The 16,654-nt window shown below is 42.8% G+C and carries 13 protein-coding genes, 1 tRNA gene and 1 other annotated feature; of the genes, 10 read left to right on the top strand and 4 right to left on the bottom strand.

Going from position 1 to position 16,654, the window contains the following annotated elements; translation table 11 throughout:
- Nucleotides 1-35 precede the first annotated feature (35 nt).
- Together ACF1X7_RS04825 and ACF1X7_RS04820 are read left to right on the top strand one after the other, a co-directional pair.
- Nucleotides 36-890 carry an undecaprenyl-diphosphate phosphatase gene (locus ACF1X7_RS04825; protein WP_411162472.1) on the top strand — a complete coding sequence of 285 codons (855 nt, stop codon included), beginning with the start codon at nucleotides 36-38 and terminating at the stop codon, nucleotides 888-890.
- A 31-nt stretch (nucleotides 891-921) separates the two neighbouring features.
- Nucleotides 922-1,557: a copper homeostasis protein CutC gene (locus ACF1X7_RS04820; RefSeq protein WP_039098953.1), complete on the top strand. Its 636-nt coding sequence runs from the start codon at nucleotides 922-924 to the stop codon at nucleotides 1,555-1,557.
- A 120-nt stretch (nucleotides 1,558-1,677) separates the two neighbouring features.
- On the opposite strand, the gene ACF1X7_RS04815 is transcribed toward ACF1X7_RS04820, so the two are convergent.
- Entirely contained in the window at nucleotides 1,678-2,238 is a 561-nt protein-coding gene (locus tag ACF1X7_RS04815; RefSeq protein WP_004265743.1) for a class I SAM-dependent methyltransferase, read from the bottom strand.
- A 3-nt stretch (nucleotides 2,239-2,241) separates the two neighbouring features.
- Nucleotides 2,242-2,733: a phosphatase PAP2 family protein gene (locus ACF1X7_RS04810; RefSeq protein ID WP_235601666.1), complete on the bottom strand. Its 492-nt coding sequence runs from the start codon at nucleotides 2,731-2,733 to the stop codon at nucleotides 2,242-2,244.
- Between the two features lie 354 nt (nucleotides 2,734-3,087).
- On the opposite strand from ACF1X7_RS04810, the gene ACF1X7_RS04805 reads away from it, so the two are divergent.
- The 3 genes from ACF1X7_RS04805 to ACF1X7_RS04795 all read left to right on the top strand — a co-directional run bounded on the left by ACF1X7_RS04805 (nucleotide 3,088) and on the right by ACF1X7_RS04795 (nucleotide 9,773).
- Nucleotides 3,088-5,253, top strand: coding sequence for a LysM peptidoglycan-binding domain-containing protein (locus ACF1X7_RS04805; RefSeq protein WP_411162471.1), 2,166 nt, complete (start codon nucleotides 3,088-3,090; stop codon nucleotides 5,251-5,253).
- Nucleotides 5,254-5,276: 23 nt separating this feature from the next.
- Nucleotides 5,277-5,485, top strand: a binding site (T-box leader).
- Between the two features lie 103 nt (nucleotides 5,486-5,588).
- Nucleotides 5,589-8,012, top strand: a complete 2,424-nt coding sequence (leuS, locus tag ACF1X7_RS04800) for a leucine--tRNA ligase (RefSeq protein ID WP_064777363.1) — start codon at nucleotides 5,589-5,591, stop codon at nucleotides 8,010-8,012.
- A gap of 408 nt (nucleotides 8,013-8,420) precedes the next feature.
- Nucleotides 8,421-9,773, top strand: coding sequence for an amino acid permease (locus ACF1X7_RS04795; RefSeq protein WP_411162470.1), 1,353 nt, complete (start codon nucleotides 8,421-8,423; stop codon nucleotides 9,771-9,773).
- A gap of 35 nt (nucleotides 9,774-9,808) precedes the next feature.
- On the opposite strand, the gene ACF1X7_RS04790 is transcribed toward ACF1X7_RS04795, so the two are convergent.
- Nucleotides 9,809-10,183, bottom strand: coding sequence for a winged helix-turn-helix transcriptional regulator (locus ACF1X7_RS04790; protein ID WP_039099103.1), 375 nt, complete (start codon nucleotides 10,181-10,183; stop codon nucleotides 9,809-9,811).
- A gap of 150 nt (nucleotides 10,184-10,333) precedes the next feature.
- On the opposite strand from ACF1X7_RS04790, the gene ACF1X7_RS04785 reads away from it, so the two are divergent.
- The 4 genes from ACF1X7_RS04785 (at nucleotide 10,334) to ACF1X7_RS04770 (ending at nucleotide 15,279) form a co-directional block, all read left to right on the top strand.
- Nucleotides 10,334-11,503 carry an MFS transporter gene (locus ACF1X7_RS04785; protein WP_411162469.1) on the top strand — a complete coding sequence of 390 codons (1,170 nt, stop codon included), beginning with the start codon at nucleotides 10,334-10,336 and terminating at the stop codon, nucleotides 11,501-11,503.
- A gap of 84 nt (nucleotides 11,504-11,587) precedes the next feature.
- Nucleotides 11,588-12,508 carry an IS30-like element ISLsa1 family transposase gene (locus ACF1X7_RS04780; protein ID WP_069467910.1) on the top strand — a complete coding sequence of 307 codons (921 nt, stop codon included), beginning with the start codon at nucleotides 11,588-11,590 and terminating at the stop codon, nucleotides 12,506-12,508.
- A 426-nt stretch (nucleotides 12,509-12,934) separates the two neighbouring features.
- Nucleotides 12,935-14,572 carry a polysaccharide biosynthesis protein gene (locus ACF1X7_RS04775; RefSeq protein WP_069467991.1) on the top strand — a complete coding sequence of 546 codons (1,638 nt, stop codon included), beginning with the start codon at nucleotides 12,935-12,937 and terminating at the stop codon, nucleotides 14,570-14,572.
- Complete coding sequence (locus ACF1X7_RS04770) at nucleotides 14,569-15,279, top strand: pseudouridine synthase (protein ID WP_004265707.1); 711 nt, start codon at nucleotides 14,569-14,571, stop codon at nucleotides 15,277-15,279. The genes ACF1X7_RS04775 and ACF1X7_RS04770 overlap by 4 nt, the downstream gene beginning before the upstream one ends.
- A 35-nt stretch (nucleotides 15,280-15,314) precedes the next feature.
- Here ACF1X7_RS04770 and ACF1X7_RS04765 read toward each other — a convergent pair whose 3' ends face one another.
- Nucleotides 15,315-16,151, bottom strand: coding sequence for an NAD(P)H-hydrate dehydratase (locus ACF1X7_RS04765; protein ID WP_069467992.1), 837 nt, complete (start codon nucleotides 16,149-16,151; stop codon nucleotides 15,315-15,317).
- A gap of 100 nt (nucleotides 16,152-16,251) precedes the next feature.
- Here ACF1X7_RS04765 and ACF1X7_RS04760 point away from each other — a divergent pair.
- Nucleotides 16,252-16,335: transfer RNA gene (locus ACF1X7_RS04760), tRNA-Leu, on the top strand.
- Nucleotides 16,336-16,654: the final 319 nt, after the last annotated feature.

Here is a 16,654-nt window from a genome sequence, read left to right as displayed (position 1 = left end):
ATCTAACTTTAGAATGAGTATACTAATAAACGATTATGGATTACGGAGGGATTAGTATTGTGTTAACTTTAAATATGATTAAGACAATCCTTTTAGGAATTGTCGAAGGTTTTACAGAATGGCTACCAATTAGTTCAACCGGCCATTTAGTGTTGGTCGGTAGTGTTTTGAAACTTGATGAATCAAAAGCATTCATCGATATGTTTAATTATGTGATTCAATTTGGAGCGATTATGGCGGTTGTGATTCTATACTTCCATAAATTGAATCCTTTCTCACCACGTAAGAACCAGCTCGAACAAAAACAAACGTGGACGTTATGGTTTAAGGTAATTGTGGCGGTGATTCCATCAGTCATTATTGGATTCCCATTGAATGACTGGATGGATGAACATCTGATGAAAAACTGGATTGTGGCCAGCATGTTGATTTTATACGGGGTTTTGTTCATCGTCATCGAAAATCGCAACAAGCATACCACACCGAAATTTGCTGATTTAAATACGTTACCTTGGTTGACGGCCTTTTGGATTGGCTGTTTCCAAGCCTTATCAATTATTCCTGGGACATCCCGTTCAGGCGCTACGATTTTAGGGGCAATTATTTTAGGGACATCACGGTTTGTGGGTGCGGAATTCTCGTTCTTCATGGCGATTCCAACGATGGTTGGCGTGGCAATCTTGAAGATTGGTAAATTCTTGTACCAAGGCAATACGTTTACGGGCGATCAATCAATCATTTTATTAGTCGGGATGTTGGTTTCATTCATCGTTTCAATTATTTCAATCAAATTCTTGATGGATTACATCAAGAAACATGATTTCAAGGTCTTCGGTTGGTACCGGATTATCTTGGGCCTACTTGTCTTAGGTGCAATGCTATTTGCATAAAGGATTAAATTAAAATTTGGAGGGTTCATCCATGTTAATCAAAGAAGTTTGTGTTGAAAATTTCACTAAAATTCCGGCAGCAATCCGCAATGGTGCTAAACGAATTGAGTTGAACGACAACTTGGCTGTCGGAGGCACAACGGTTAGCCGGGGTGTGATGGCTGAATCAGTGCGTTATGCGCATGAACACGATGTACCAGTGATGGTCATGATTCGTCCGCGTGGCGGCAACTTTGTTTATAACGATCAAGAATTAAAAATTATGGAAGCTGATATCTTTTCAGCGCAAGAATTAGGCGCTGACGGCATCGTCCTTGGTTGCCTAACACCTGACAATCAAATCGACGAAGAAGCGATGGAAATGTTGATTGGTGCTGCCAATGGGATGCAAGTTATTTTCCATATGGCTTTCGATGAAATTGCGGCTGATCAACAAGCTGCAGCAATGGAATGGCTGATTGATCATGATGTTAAACGGATTTTAACGCATGGGGGGCCGTTAGACGCGCCCATCGACGAAGCCCGTTTAAAAACGTTAATTCAAGCTGCTGATGGGCGGATTGTGATTTTACCTGGCGGTGGCATTACAGCCGACAATGTCGACGCGTTAACAGAACGTTTACAAATTTCCGAAGCACACGGTACAAAAGTGGTCGGGACAGTATAAGATAGTAAAAGGCCCAGTCATCAATGATGACTGGGCCTTTTTTTAATGTTTGAATAGGAGATAATCGACTGACGACGCACTCTAAACGTGCTCTATAAGGCATCCGCCTTACGACGCCCTCTAAATTTTTTCTATCGCTAGGACTTGTCCTTGGTCGGCGTTGATTGCCTTGTAGTGGGTTACTTGGTAATTGGTTGGTTCTAGGCGACTTAAGTCGGCGATTAGATAGTCGATTTCTTCTTGAGTTTCATTGAACCGAGGATCAACAACGAATACCAGTAAGCCACCGCGATTAAGCCGTGAGAGAATTTGATGATAGGCAGAGATTGTCGTGTTAGGCAATGTCACGTGTTCAAAAGAATCAGGACTGAGTGCGCCTAAGCTAAAAATGGCGGCTTGCACTTTTAACTCGGGTGGTAAGGCAGTGATAATCCGCTCGTGTCCTTGATTAAGCAAAGTAACCTGGTTTGCTTGGTTTGCTTTTGTAAGACGATCCGCGCAGGTTTCGATGGCTTCTTTTTGAATTTCGAAACCGTAAACCTGACCAAAATCAGCAACGCGTTCTGCTAAAAATAAGGTATCATCGCCATGCCCCACGGTGGCATCAATTACGACATCGCCGGGCCGAATTGCCTGGTCTAATAGAAAATGTGCAAATTTAGTGGGATGATCAAGTATCATGTGTTAGGACTCCTTCAGATGCAATAATTTAAAATGAATAAAACAGTACCATGAACCGCCGAGACACGCCGTTGCTAATAAAAAGCCAGCTAAGACATCACTCGGATAATGAACAAGTACGTAAATCCGACTAAGGCCGATGCATAGTGCCAATATTAAACAGGTGCCAATCGCTATTTTTCGCCAAACGCGTTGACGAATTAAGTAGTAAACTAGGATGCTTAAAGTTCCGAAAAAAAGAAGCGCCCCCGAAGCATGACCGCTAGGGAAGCTGTAGCCGCCTGCGTAGACAAGATGGTGAAATGGGGGCCGTGGTCGTTGGACGCTCATCTTAATAAAGTGGTTAAGCGTTGAAAAAAGGACCATGTTAATGACTAAAAAGCTAGCTGCTGACCACTGTTTAAAGCCCAGCAAACCAAGCGTTACAATGGTGGTCAAAGTCATTATACTATAGGGATTGCCGATCGACGTAATCGCAATGCTTACAGTATCCATCAATGGGGAGGAAAGCGACCGGATGCCAGTTCTGATAAGGGTATCAAAATGTATAACCCAAGTGGCATGGTGCACAACGCTGATTAAAATGATTAGAAAACTGATTGTGCCAAGAATGAATAAACTAGCCGAAAATCGTTTGGTCATTTTTAAGAAATCCTTTCAAAATAAGCTGTAATTAAAGACAAAGAAGATTATTAAATGATACAATAATTATTAAGCATAAGACAACTAATAAAAGTAGTTGCGTGATAGGATTGTTTTCCTCCTTTATTAATATTATAATAAAGCTCAGGTGAAGCTCAAGTTAATTGTGCCACAGACAATAATAATGGAAATTCGGAGGCGTTAGAATTGAAAGAAACTAGAAAACAGCGAATTGCAGCTCAAAAGGTAAGCTTACATAAGCAGAAGCGGGAAATTAGAATTAAGAAAGTTCGTAATGTGACGACTTTTGCAGGGGCAACCGTCTTGATGGGTTCAGCAATTGCACCTAGTTTTTCGAATCGGGCCAAAGCAGCCACTGAAGATGTGTTAAATAGTGCAAACAATGATGACCAAGCTACAACAGCTAATACAGCAAGTAGTGCAACATCATCAACAACTAGTTCAAGCACAACGACAACTGAATCCCAATCAACACAACAACCTGTTGTAAAACCTAAATTGACTGAAAATGAAGCGACAAAGGTGGCTACGCCACAACCGGCACCATCTCAAGCGCAACCAATTTCTGGAGTGCAAAGTACGAGTGCCAATATCGCAACCGCTGGCGTTGTTATGGCAGTAGCTAATTCAAGCGCACAAAATTTCATCAATTCAATTGCTAGTTCAGCTCAACAATTAGCGGGTGATAACGATTTGTACGCCTCTGTTATGATTGCCCAAGCATCATTAGAATCAGGATTTGGGAGCAGTGGTTTAGGTTCTGCCCCTAATTATAACTTGTTTGGGGTAAAAGGGACTTACAATGGTAGTTCTGTTTATATGTGGACTTGGGAAGATGATGGTCATGGGAACATGTATCAGATCCAAGCTGCATTTAGAAAATATCCTTCATACTACCAATCGTTACAAGATTATGTGCATGTGCTACGGAATACTTCATTTGGTGCAACGCCTTATTATCAAGGGGCATTTAAGAGCCATACAAGTAGCTATCAACAAGCCACACAATACTTACAAGGACGTTATGCAACAGCAACCAATTATGCGTCAAGTTTGAACCGTTTGATTCAACAATACAATTTAACGCAATATGACACGTCAGGGACCAATACTGGTAACAATAATGGGGGAACAACGACTCCAACGACTCCAACGACACCTGAAAATGGGACAAAATACACCGTTAAAGCCGGCGACTCTGTTTGGGCGATTGCTAATCGGTATGGGATTTCAATGAATGACTTGATTAGCTGGAATAACATCAAGAACAATATGATTCACCCAGGCCAAGTCTTGATTGTTTCAAGTAGTGCAGCTGGCAACAACAATGGTGGGACGACAAACCCAACAACGCCAACAGACCCTACAACACCAACGAATCCAACAACACCAGCTAATGGTAATAAGTATACCGTTAAAGCCGGCGACTCTGTTTGGGCGATTGCTAATCGGTATGGGATTTCAATAAATGACTTGATTAGCTGGAATAACATCAAGAACAATATGATTCACCCAGGCCAAGTCTTGATTGTTTCAAGTAGTGCAGCTGGCAACAACAATGGTGGGACGACAAACCCAACAACGCCAACAGACCCTACAACACCAACGAATCCAACAACACCAGCTAATGGTGATAAGTATACCGTTAAAGCCGGCGACTCTGTTTGGGCGATTGCCAACAAATATGGGATTTCAATGAACGATTTAATTAGTTGGAATAACATCAAGAATAATATGATTCACCCTGGCGATGTTCTAACAGTTTCAAAAACCGCAACTGGCAATACAAATAACAATAATTCAAACAGCAATAACGGTAATCAGACTTCAAACAAGACGTATACGGTTAAATCAGGGGATTCTGTCTGGGCAATTTCAAACCGTTACGGCATCTCAATGGCTGACTTGGTTAAATGGAATAACATCCGGAACAACTTTATCTATCCTGGTCAAAAATTAGTGGTTAGCCAAGGTGCAACAACTGGTAATTCAAACAACAATAATACAAATAGTACAAATCCAGGGCAAGCTTCTGGGAAGACTTATACGGTTAAGGCCGGCGATTCTGTCTGGGGAATTGCTAACCGTAACGGTATTTCGATGGCGCAATTAATCAAGGCTAATAATATTAAGAATAACTTTATCTACCCAGGTCAAGTCTTAAAATTAACGGCTGGCGCTACAACGCCAACGATGCCTAACACGAATTCTGGGAAGACTTATACGGTTAAATCAGGCGATAGTCTTTGGTCAATCGCACAAAAAAATAATACCAGTATCGCACAATTAAAATCAGCGAACAATTTACATTCTGATTTAATCTTAGTCGGCCAAGTCTTGAAATTGAAGTAAGAGTTTGGTATGCTAAGAACAATTATTTAACGTTGAGAAGGATTAGTAGTTATCGTTAAGCGTTTAGAGAGCGTGTGGTTAGTGTGAACACGTCGTTTAACATAACGAACTCGCCTTTGAGTTTTCTATTGAACTGATAGTAGATAGAAACGTCTGCCGCGTTAAGGCCAGAGAGTTGTCCAATATAGATTGGACAGAACTTAGGTGGCATCGCGGTCAATTCGTCCTATGGTATAAATACCATAGGACTTTTTTATTGGCGTTAAGTGAATTAAAAAAGAGTGCGTCAAAAGTGTCCATGCTTTTGAAAGCACGTAAAAAAAGGAGTGTTTGATATGACTTATGATCATCGCGCAGTTGAACAAAAGTGGCAAGCTTACTGGCAATCACACAAATCGTTCAAAACAACAGAAGATAAAAATAAGAAAAATTTCTATGCATTAGATATGTTCCCATATCCGTCAGGTCAAGGCTTACACGTTGGCCATCCTGAAGGTTATACGGCAACTGATATCTTGGCCCGGATGAAACGGATGCAAGGCTTCAACGTGTTGCACCCAATGGGTTGGGATGCATTCGGCTTACCTGCTGAACAATATGCGTTGGATACTGGGAACAATCCTGCTGATTTCACGCAAACCAATATTAATACGTTCAAACGCCAAATCAATTCATTAGGCTTCTCATACGATTGGGATCGTGAAGTGAATACAACGGATCCTGATTTCTACAAATGGACCCAATGGATTTTTGAAAAAATGTACGAAAAGGGCTTAGCTTATGAAGCTGAAGTGGCTGTTAACTGGAGCCCTGATTTAGGGACCGTTGTCGCAAATGAAGAAGTCATTGACGGCAAAACAGAACGCGGTGGCTATCCTGTTTACCGGAAACCAATGCGTCAATGGATGTTGAAGATTACGGCTTATGCTGATCGTTTAATCGACGACTTAGACCTAGTTGATTGGCCTGAAAGTGTCAAAGATATGCAACGCAACTGGATTGGCCGCTCAAAAGGCGCTGAAGTATCATTTGCTGTTGAAAACCACGACGCTCAGATTGATGTCTTCACCACGCGTGCCGACACAATGTTTGGTGTCAGCTATATCGTGATGGCCCCAGAACATAAATTAGTGGCCGATATCACAACGCCTGAACAAAAAGCAGCTGTTGATGCTTATTTAAAAGAAATCGAACACAAGAGTGATCTTGAACGGACTGATTTGGCGAAAGATAAAACAGGGGCCTTTACAGGTGCTTACGCCATTAATCCAGTCAATGGCGAACGGTTACCAATCTGGATTTCAGATTACGTTCTAGCCTCATACGGGACTGGTGCTGTGATGGCTGTCCCTGCACATGACCCTCGTGATTGGGAATTTGCGAAGAAATTTGACTTACCATTGAAACCGGTTGTGGCTGGTGGTAATCCTGAAGAAGCTGTTCACACAGAACCTGGTGTGATGATTAATTCAGATTTCCTTGATGGTTTAGACAAACAAGCAGCAATCGACAAGATGATTGATTGGTTAGTAGCGCATAATGCTGGTCATGAACAAGTGAGCTATAAGTTGCGTGACTGGTTATTCTCACGTCAACGCTACTGGGGTGAACCGATTCCAATTATTCATTGGGAAGATGGCACAACATCAGTGGTGCCAGAAGCTCAATTACCACTTGAATTACCATTAACAAGTGATATCAAGCCTTCAGGGACTGGTGAAAGTCCACTTGCGAACTTAACGGACTGGTTAAACGTAACCGACGAAAATGGGCGCAAAGGCCGTCGTGAAACGAATACAATGCCACAATGGGCTGGTAGCTCATGGTATTACCTTCGTTATATCGATCCTAAGAACCCAGACAAATTGGCTGACTTTGATAAGTTGAAAGACTGGTTACCAGTTGATATGTACATCGGTGGTGCTGAACATGCCGTGCTTCATTTATTATATGTTCGTTTCTGGCACAAGTTCTTGTATGATATCGGGGTCGTGCCAACGAAGGAACCATTCCAACACCTATATAACCAAGGCATGATTTTAGGCGATAACCACGAAAAAATGTCGAAATCAAAAGGGAACGTTGTTAACCCTGATGATGTTGTCAATCGCTTTGGCGCTGATACATTACGTTTATACGAAATGTTCATGGGCCCATTAGATGCTTCCATTTCATGGAGTGAAAAGGGCTTAGCCGGCGCGCGTAAATTCTTGGACCGGGTATGGCGTCTATATACAGAAGAAGATACCGACGAAAACGACCAACTTTCAAGCAAGATTGTCGCTGAAAATGATGAACAATTGAAGAAGAGTTACAACGAAACTGTTAAGAAAGTGACAGAAGACTTCGAAAGCATGCACTTTAACGTGGCCATTTCACAATTGATGGTCTTCATCAATGATGCTTATAAGGCTGACACACTACCACGTGAATACGCTGAAGGCTTCGTGAAGTTACTAGCCCCAATCGCACCACATATGATGGAAGAATTATGGGCAATGCTTGGTCATGATGACTCAATCAGTTACGTGGACTGGCCAACATTTGACCCAGCAGCATTGGTCGCTAACGAAGTAGAAGTGATCTTCCAAGTTAACGGTAAGTTAAAGGCCAAAGTAACAGTGGCTAAAGACACACCGAAGGAAGAATTAGAAGCGATGGCTAAGGCAAATGAAAAAGTAGCTGAATTCATTGCTGACAAGACGGTGCGCAAAGTGATTGCCATTCCAAATAAATTGGTCAATATCGTCGCCAATTAGAGTGCGTTTCAAAAAGAGTGGGTTCAAGCTCGGTCAACTTTTGAGCATTATCAGAGGGAAGCGAATAAGCGACGTAGTCGATTGTTTGATTCACTGGGATAAGCGCAGAAAGTTAGCTTGAAAAGCACGTTTCAAACAAGAGTGCGTTTGGTTGTTGCAACCAAAAAGCATGTTTCAAAAAAGCAGTTACTGTTTCTCGTAGTAACTGCTTTTTCTTATTTAAAATTAATATTTAGGGGCCTAATTATCCTTCAATTAATATAAGGGTTATTCTAAAGCGCTTTTAAGATGATAAAAAGATGAGAGCGACTATTGCTTTTGGGTGTTTTTTATTATACGATGATAAGTAAATTTAGATTTTGGGGTTAACCAATAATGATGATGCTAAAATAGAGGGGTTTGAGGACTATGAAACGAAATTTAACTGCCCGTCAGATGCAGATGATTGCACTTGGCGGGACAATTGGGGTTGGGCTTTTTATGGGGGCCAACACGACAATTAAATGGACGGGGCCGTCTGTGCTGATTGCGTATGGGATTGCTGGTTTATTGTTGTATCTCATTATGCGTGCACTTGGAGAAATGCTGTATGTTGATCCAGATACGGGGTCCTTTGCCAAGTTTGCAACGGAATATATGCATCCGATTTTTGGTTACTTAACAGCGTGGAGCAACGTCTTCCAATTCGTTGTCGTGGGGATGAGTGAAATGATTGCCATCGGCGGTTACTTAGAATTCTGGTGGCCGAACTTGCCGGGCTGGGTACCGGGACTGGTCGCGATTACGTTCTTATGTGCGGCTAACTTAATTTCAGTCAGCATGTTTGGTGAATTGGAATTTTGGTTTGCGCTGATTAAAGTCGTCACGATTATTCTGATGATTGTGGTAGGCCTGGGTCTCATTGTTTTTGGGATTGGGAACCATATGCATCCAGTCGGCATTAGTAATTTATGGACGCACGGCTTCTTTACGGGGGGCTTTAAAGGCTTCATCTTTGCCTTGGCAATTGTCTTGGCATCATACCAAGGGATTGAATTGATTGGAATTACGGCTGGCGAGGCTGAAAATCCACAATCAACATTGGTCAAAGCAATTCAATCAACGGTTGCACGGATTTTGATTTTCTATATTGGGGCGATTTTCGTGATCTTGAGTATTTATCCTTGGAACGAATTGAGTCAGGTCGGGTCACCGTTTGTGCAAACCTTTGCTAAAATTGGGATTACCGCTGCAGCATCAATCATTAACTTCGTAGTGATTACAGCAGCCTTATCGGGTGCTAACTCAGGGATTTACAGTGCCAGTCGAATGACGTTTACGTTGGCCAATAATGGGCAGTTACCAAAACGATTCTTAAAATTAAACCGCCACGGTGTCCCATTTTATGCGGTCGGTGCGATTTCATTAGGGATTTTAATTGGGGTGATTTTAAACGCCATTTTACCACTCGTTTATCCTAAAGCCGGCAATGTCTTCGTGCTCGTGTATAGCTCAAGTGTCTTACCAGGGATGGTGCCATGGTTCGTCATTTTAATCAGCCAAATTGCCTTTAGAAAGCAACACGCTGACAAGATGGCACAACATCCATTTAAGATGCCTTGGTCACCTTATTCGAACTACATTACATTGGCGATGCTAGCCATCACCTTAATCTTCATGTTCATTAATCCGGAAACGCGGATTTCAATCATTGTTGGTTTAATTTTCTTAATGATTATGGTGGTTATTTATTTCGTGAAATTTGGTCGGCAAGAATCATGACAAGCAAAAAGGCAGCCTAGTTGGCTGTCTTTTTTTTATTCGATTGGATTGATTTGATCGCGATGTAAAACAGTGATTGATTCACCCGCTGTTTGGCGGCGATCAATGTTATCTTCGCCCCATAAACAGAGGAGATTTAAGATTTTATTGAGTGACTGACCGTATTCAGAGAGGCTGTATTCAACGCGGGGCGGAATTTCTTGATAAATTTTACGATTGATGATGCCATCGTTTTCGAGTTCACGTAACTGTGCGGTGAGTACCTTTTGCGAAATCTTAGGGATGCGTTGTAAGAGCTCGCTTGATCGCCGTGGTTGGTTGCGCAAATGACAAAGAATAACGGGTTTCCATTTACCGCCGATAATTTCCATCGTAGCTTCAACGCCAATGTTATATGTTTTCTCATTCATTTCTAATTTTGATTCACCTTTTCATTGTGATAAGACTCAATTATTACTTTTCAGTAACCTACTGACTAAAAAGTGCGTGATTGTGAAAATAACGCTCCTATTGAATAATATAGTACATCAGTAAAAAAAGTCTAATAGGAGTGTGGCAGTATGAGTAGTAAACAACGGGCGAACCTCACATTACTAGCATTGGCAATCAGTGCTTTTGCGATTGGTTCGACAGAATTCATCAGTGTCGGCTTAATGCCATTGATGATTAAGGATTTTGGGATTACGATGAGTCAAGCAGGACTAACCGTATCGATGTATGCTTTGGGAATTACGATTGGGGCACCGATTTTGGCGATTTTAACAAGTCGTTGGCCACGGAAAAATTTATTGTTGGGGATTATGGTTGTCTTTATCATTGGTAACTTGACGGTCGCTTTTGCGCCAGTCTTCGCCGTCGTCTTGGTGGGACGGATTATTTCATCATTAGCACATGGGATTTTTATGTCAATCGCATCCGTGGTTGCCGCCGATGTTGTTGAACCAGAACGACGCGCTAGCGCGATTGCGGTGATGTTCACCGGCTTGACGGTGGCGACCGTGACTGGGGTACCACTGGGAACGTTCATCGGTCAGGTTTCAACTTGGTACATGTCGTTTATTTTTATCGCAGCAATCGGTGTCTTAGGCCTTGTTGCGAACTGGTTCTTAGTGCCTAATGATTTACTATTGGGACAACCCAGTCAATTCAGCGGGATCATTCGCGTACTTAAAAATAAAGCAATTGTGGTAGCCTTATTAATCACAGCGCTTGGTTATGGCGGAACGTTTACGGTTTATACCTTTGTAACGCCGATTTTAGAATCAAAAATGGGTTGGTCACCAAGGGCCGTTGTGATCATCTTAATTATTTATGGTCTGATGGTGGCTTTTGGAAATACGTTGGGTGGCAAATGGTCAAATCACCAACCGTTGATGGCGCTATTGAAAATGTTTGTTGGCTTGTTAGTAACCTTGTTGCTATTCATATTAACGTTAAATGCCCATTGGTTCGGTTTAATTAACGTTTTATTGATGGGCTTTTTCGCCTTCATGAACGTTCCAGGGCTCCAATTATACATTGTGCAGTTGGCTGAAAAAATCACGCCAAATGATATTCCATTGGCTTCGGCTTTGAATATCTCAGCCTTTAATATCGGCATTACGATAGGCTCATTAGTTGGCGGACAAGCATCGGCGGCTTGGGGCTTAGGCAGCACACCAATCTTTGGCGGTATCATGGTTTTTGTCAGCATCCTGTTGACGTGGTATTTGATTCGGAAAATTCTATAATTAATCCGAACAGAAATTAAAAAGCCCAAAGCAATCACTTACAATGGTAGTAGCTAATTCCAACCAATATAGGGAGTGATTACTTTGGGTACATCTACTTTATCACGTTTTCAACGTGGCGCACTAGCACAACTGGTCAATGAGGGGAATAAATCTTACCAAGTAATGGCTGACGCCTTAGGCGTCGCCAAAGCTACGATTAGCTATGAGTTGGACCGAGTTAAACCTTATGATCCAGAATTAGCTCAGCGAGATGCAGATCGCAAAAGGCGGAATTGCGGTCGTCGTTCGATGCTGACGGCAGCATTAGCGACTTTAATTACCAATCACTTACGATTAACCTGGTCACCAGAAACCATTGCAGCCGCTTATAACTTGAGCACTGCGTCAATTTATAATTGGCTTAATCGTGGCTGGCTCCCCTTCAAATTGACTGATCTACCCAATCGGAATGTCCGCCAGCACCGAGTGAGCGAAAATCGTGGGAAATTTACAAGTGGGACTTCCATCGAACAACGGCCAACAACTGTTAATCAACGGTTAGCTTTTGGTCATTGGGAAGTAGATACGGTGCTTTCTAGTCGAAGTGAGTCACGATCATGTCTGGTTACATTCGTAGAACGTAAGACCCGACTTCTATGGGCCATCAAAGCCCCTAATAGAACGGCTAAGGCTCTAAACACCGCCTTTGGCAAGTTTATGGGGGCCTTCGGTCCCCAAGTAAAATCCATTACTGTTGATCATGGTAAAGAGTTTGCCAATTATCAGGCCTTAGAACAGGATTATCAGATCAAAGTTTATTTTTGCCATCCATATTCACCATGGGAGCGAGGTTCCAATGAATATTTTAATAGACGGTTACGCTGGTTCTTCCCGAAAAAGACCAATTTTAGCCAAGTAACGACTGATGAGATCCTAGCAGCACTTGAACTAATTAATCAACGACCATTAAAAATACATCATCAACAGACTGCCATTGAAAGATTCCGGGCTTGTTCGGATTAAACTTGTAATTTGCCATTCAACAAAATAAACAAGCTAAATAATGAGATGGCAGAGGGCTCCGCGAAGGCGGGGCTCTTTTTTTGAAACGTGCTATTGGCGCTAGATTTCTGCGCCTAACTACAAAACGGAAATCATGGCCGAGTACGCCATAATTCCCGTTTTTAGTTTAGTGCTCAAAATCTGGGCAAGCGCTAATAGCACTCTTATTGAAACGTGCTTCTGATGACAACAACTTCCGCTTAATCTAAAATTCCCAATAATCTTAAAACCTGGATTATTGGGAATTTTGTATTAATGCTCAGTTGCTAACCGTCATCAGAAGCACTCTTTTTCATAAAGTTTTGTTAAAGGAATTGCAAGGCTTAGGGCAATCCTCTAAAATGGTAGGAAGATGCTTTTTGACGTTTAATAAGGGAGTTATGGGAAATGACCAATTCACCTGAAACAAAGGCGACGGATAGATCTTCACAAAGTAAGATGTTACGGGGCTCCGCTTGGATGACTGCTGGGAGTATTTTCTCGCGAATTCTGGGCGCCGTCTATGTAATTCCGTGGCCAATCTGGTTTGGCGCGAATTTCTTACAAGCCAACACATTATTTGCAAAAGGATACCAAATTTATAGTGTCTTTTTAGTGATCTCGACGGCTGGGATTCCAGGGGCGCTATCGAAACAAATTGCACGCTATAACGAAATGAATGAGTATGGCATTGGTCAGCGTCTTTTCAGAAAGTCGCTGATTTTAATGTTGGCAATGGGTGTTTTATCAGCGCTCGCACTCTTTGCGTTAGCGCCCGTTCTAGCAGCGGGTGATCCGCGGATGGTACCGGTCTTCCGGTCATTAAGCTGGCCGCTATTGATTATTCCATTGCTCAGTATTATGCGGGGCTTTTTCCAAGGCTATGCCGAAATGGCGCCGTCTGCGATTTCGCAATTTATTGAACAAGCAGCCCGCGTGCTGTACATGACCGTGACCGCTTTTATGATTATGCAAGTGTTTAAAGGCAGCTACGTGGATGCTGTGACGCAGGCGACATTTGCCGCATTCATTGGGGCTGCTGCCGGCTTGTTATTACTGATTTTCTATTATTTGAAACAACGCGGTCGCATTTCAGAGTTAGTGGCCAATAGTAACAACGAATTAGAAGTGTCAACGACTGACTTGTTAAAAGGGATTGTGCGCCAATCAATTCCATTCATCGTAATCGACGCAAGTGTCAACTTGGTCTATATCATCGACCAATACACGTTTAATCCGATGATGCATGATTTCGTGGTTGCCAGTGATCATCAGTTGTATAACTTGTATGCTTTATTTGCAGCTAATGCGAATAAACTGATTTCAATCACCGTTTCACTCGCTGCTGCCATGGCGGTCACGGCGATTCCATTGATGTCAGCTGCGCATGTGCGGGGCAATCAAAAAGAATTGCAACATCAAATCGGCAGTACTTTGCAATTATTCAACTTAGTGATGATTCCAGCGGCATTTGGGATGGCGGCGGTTGCCGGTCCGCTTTACACGTTATTCTACGCGCATGATACGCTTGGGATTAGTGTCTTACAATTCTCATCTTACATTTCTATTATGCTCGGCCTCTTTACGGTTTTAGGCGCTGTCTTACAAGGCCTCTATCAGAACCGCTTGGCATTGTTTTACTTATTCATCGGATTCATCGTCAAAATTGTGGCGCAGTACCCAGCGATTTATTTTTTCCGGGTCTATGGCCCGCTAGTATCGACCGGCTTAGCCTTTGCGACAAGTTCGGTTTTAATGATTGCAGCACTGCATCGCTATTATCACTTTGCATTACGCAAAACCATTCGGCGCTTAATCGGCGTTTTAGGCTTCTCATTGGTGATGTATTTGATAACGGCGGGGGCAGTCAAGGGGTTATACCTTGTCTTTAACCCGTACAGCCGTCTTCAGAGCGTTCTAGTCTTAATGATTAGCGTTGGCCTAGGTGTGGCTGTTTACGCCGCATTGGTGCTTAAATCGCGCTTAGCGGACTATGTCATTGGGAGTAACTTGGATCGGTTTAGAAGAAAGCTGAGAATCAAATGAGAATTGATCGCTTTTTAAGTCATATGAATGTGGCTTCACGCAAAGAATTAAAGGTACTTTTTAAAGCGGGACGCGTGCGCGTTGATGGGACTGTGGTCAAAGATGCGAAGTTCAAAGTGAACGAGGCGACCGTTGTCTATGTTGACGACGAACCCGTGCGTTATCAAACCTATTTTTATTGGCTGATGAACAAACCGGCGGGTGTGATTTCGGCGACGACTGACCCACAGAAAACGGTGTTGGATTTGTTGGCACCAGCGGACTTGCGGGATGATCTGTTTCCAGTGGGGCGATTGGATAAAGATACAACCGGCTTATTATTGTTGACGAATGACGGCGATTTAAGCCATGCCTTGTTAAGTCCTAAAAAACACGTCAGCAAGGTTTATCGCGCCACGATTGCCGGGATTGTCACGGCAGAGGATCAAGCACGGTTTGAAGCGGGGCTCGTGTTGAGTGATTTTACTGCACAACCAGCACAGCTTGAAATTCTGAGTGTTGATGAGGCGCAACAAGAAAGTCAGATTACCGTTGAGATTCATGAAGGTAAATTCCATCAAGTGAAGCGGATGTTTCATGCGGTCGGCAAGGAAGTCTTGACGCTAGAACGGCTTAAGATGGGACCACTGGCATTGCCAGATGATTTAGACCGTGGCCAATACCGTGCGTTGACAGATGCAGAACTTGCATTACTTAAAGCGAATTAATAAACAGCAGCCCTTTCAAAAGGACTGCTGTTTTTTTAAGATTGATGAATCATTTTAGCCATATAGTGTGGTAAGGTCTGAATCACTTGGCTAGGAAGTGTGACGTATTGGGTTTTGGCGAGTTCATCAGCAATCGCACTGTGGGTATAAACAGCGGCACAAATCGTCTGATAGTGGGTGCCAAATTGACCACAGAATGCGGCAATAATACCAGTCAGTGTATCGCCGCTACCGCCAGTTGCCATGGAAGGCCCACCGATGGTTAGTTGCTGAACCTGTTGCTGATGATAGACCTCAGTGTGATGTTTTTTAAGCACTAAAGTCGCGTTTGGATAAGCAGCGAGTGCGGCTTGATTAGCAGCAACCGTTTGCTGCTCGATTGCAACACCGCTGAGGCGCGCCCATTCCATTTGATGCGGGGTTAAAATGAGTTGCGTATTCGGGATCGTCAGTTTTTCATGTGCGATGATTGATAGTGCTGAACCATCGATAATCAGTGTTTGTGTTGGTTGGATGGTTTGTAAGATTTTTCTCAGCAGTTCAACGGCAAACGAAGTAATGCCAAGACCAGGTCCGACAACAACGACATCAGCAGCCTGGACTGCAGACGACCACTGCACGAAGGGTTGTTGATAATCAATGAACATGGCTTCTGGTAAGCGCGCATGCAGTCCGCTGAGAACACTTAAGTCACTAGCAACGGAAACTAATCCAGCACCAGCATAGACAGCCGCAGAGGCACTCATAATCGCAGCACCGCCGTATTGCTGACTACCACCAATGATTAAGACGCGGCCAAAATCGCCTTTATGACTGATGGCAGGCCGTGCCTGCAGGACCGCACGAACGGTTGAATTTGTGATGACTTGCATCTGAATCCCTCCCTTATCAACTATTATTATAAGCGAAATATTAATAAATGGGTATTGGCAGGGCTCTGTAACACTGGTACAATAGTCTTGTAGCACAATCGCCCGTGTGGCGGAACTGGCAGACGCGCAGCGTTCAGGTCGCTGTTTGGGTAACCAAGTACAGGTTCGAATCCTGCCACGGGCATTATGGATTAAAAAAGGATCGCTATCACTTTAGATAGCGGTCTTTTTTTGTTCAAAAAGTACATCGATTATTGATTATTTACCTCATTACGACTGGTTTAGCCAATGGATTAGCGACAATTATTAGCACTATTCAAAAAAAGTTGCATCAATTTTAAGGAATTAAACCATTAGGGTAGATTGTAAAATTAATCCGAACGCTGTTCGGACAAAAAAGATCAGCTTCCTTTAAAATGGTGTTTACCACAAACCCATCTTTTAGGAGCTGATCTTTTGTCTAGTATAACCTATTCCGAACGAATTAAAATCGAAACCTTTTG

This window comes from Latilactobacillus sp. VITA-14, from assembly GCF_046580785.1.
Lineage (GTDB): Bacteria > Bacillota > Bacilli > Lactobacillales > Lactobacillaceae > Latilactobacillus > Latilactobacillus curvatus.
Note: the sequence above shows the minus strand (reverse complement) of the source record. Positions and strands in the feature narration are given on the sequence as shown.

Coding starts and splice junctions, on each gene's coding strand:
- ACF1X7_RS04785 (WP_411162469.1), top strand. CDS start 10,334: ATGAGTAGTAAACAACGGGCGAACCTCACATTACTAGCATTGGCAATC.
- ACF1X7_RS04790 (WP_039099103.1), bottom strand. CDS start 10,183: ATGAATGAGAAAACATATAACATTGGCGTTGAAGCTACGATGGAAATT.
- ACF1X7_RS04765 (WP_069467992.1), bottom strand. CDS start 16,151: ATGCAAGTCATCACAAATTCAACCGTTCGTGCGGTCCTGCAGGCACGG.
- ACF1X7_RS04815 (WP_004265743.1), bottom strand. CDS start 2,238: ATGATACTTGATCATCCCACTAAATTTGCACATTTTCTATTAGACCAG.
- ACF1X7_RS04795 (WP_411162470.1), top strand. CDS start 8,421: ATGAAACGAAATTTAACTGCCCGTCAGATGCAGATGATTGCACTTGGC.
- ACF1X7_RS04770 (WP_004265707.1), top strand. CDS start 14,569: ATGAGAATTGATCGCTTTTTAAGTCATATGAATGTGGCTTCACGCAAA.
- ACF1X7_RS04825 (WP_411162472.1), top strand. CDS start 36: ATGGATTACGGAGGGATTAGTATTGTGTTAACTTTAAATATGATTAAG.
- leuS (WP_064777363.1), top strand. CDS start 5,589: ATGACTTATGATCATCGCGCAGTTGAACAAAAGTGGCAAGCTTACTGG.
- ACF1X7_RS04810 (WP_235601666.1), bottom strand. CDS start 2,733: ATGGATACTGTAAGCATTGCGATTACGTCGATCGGCAATCCCTATAGT.
- ACF1X7_RS04820 (WP_039098953.1), top strand. CDS start 922: ATGTTAATCAAAGAAGTTTGTGTTGAAAATTTCACTAAAATTCCGGCA.
- ACF1X7_RS04775 (WP_069467991.1), top strand. CDS start 12,935: ATGACCAATTCACCTGAAACAAAGGCGACGGATAGATCTTCACAAAGT.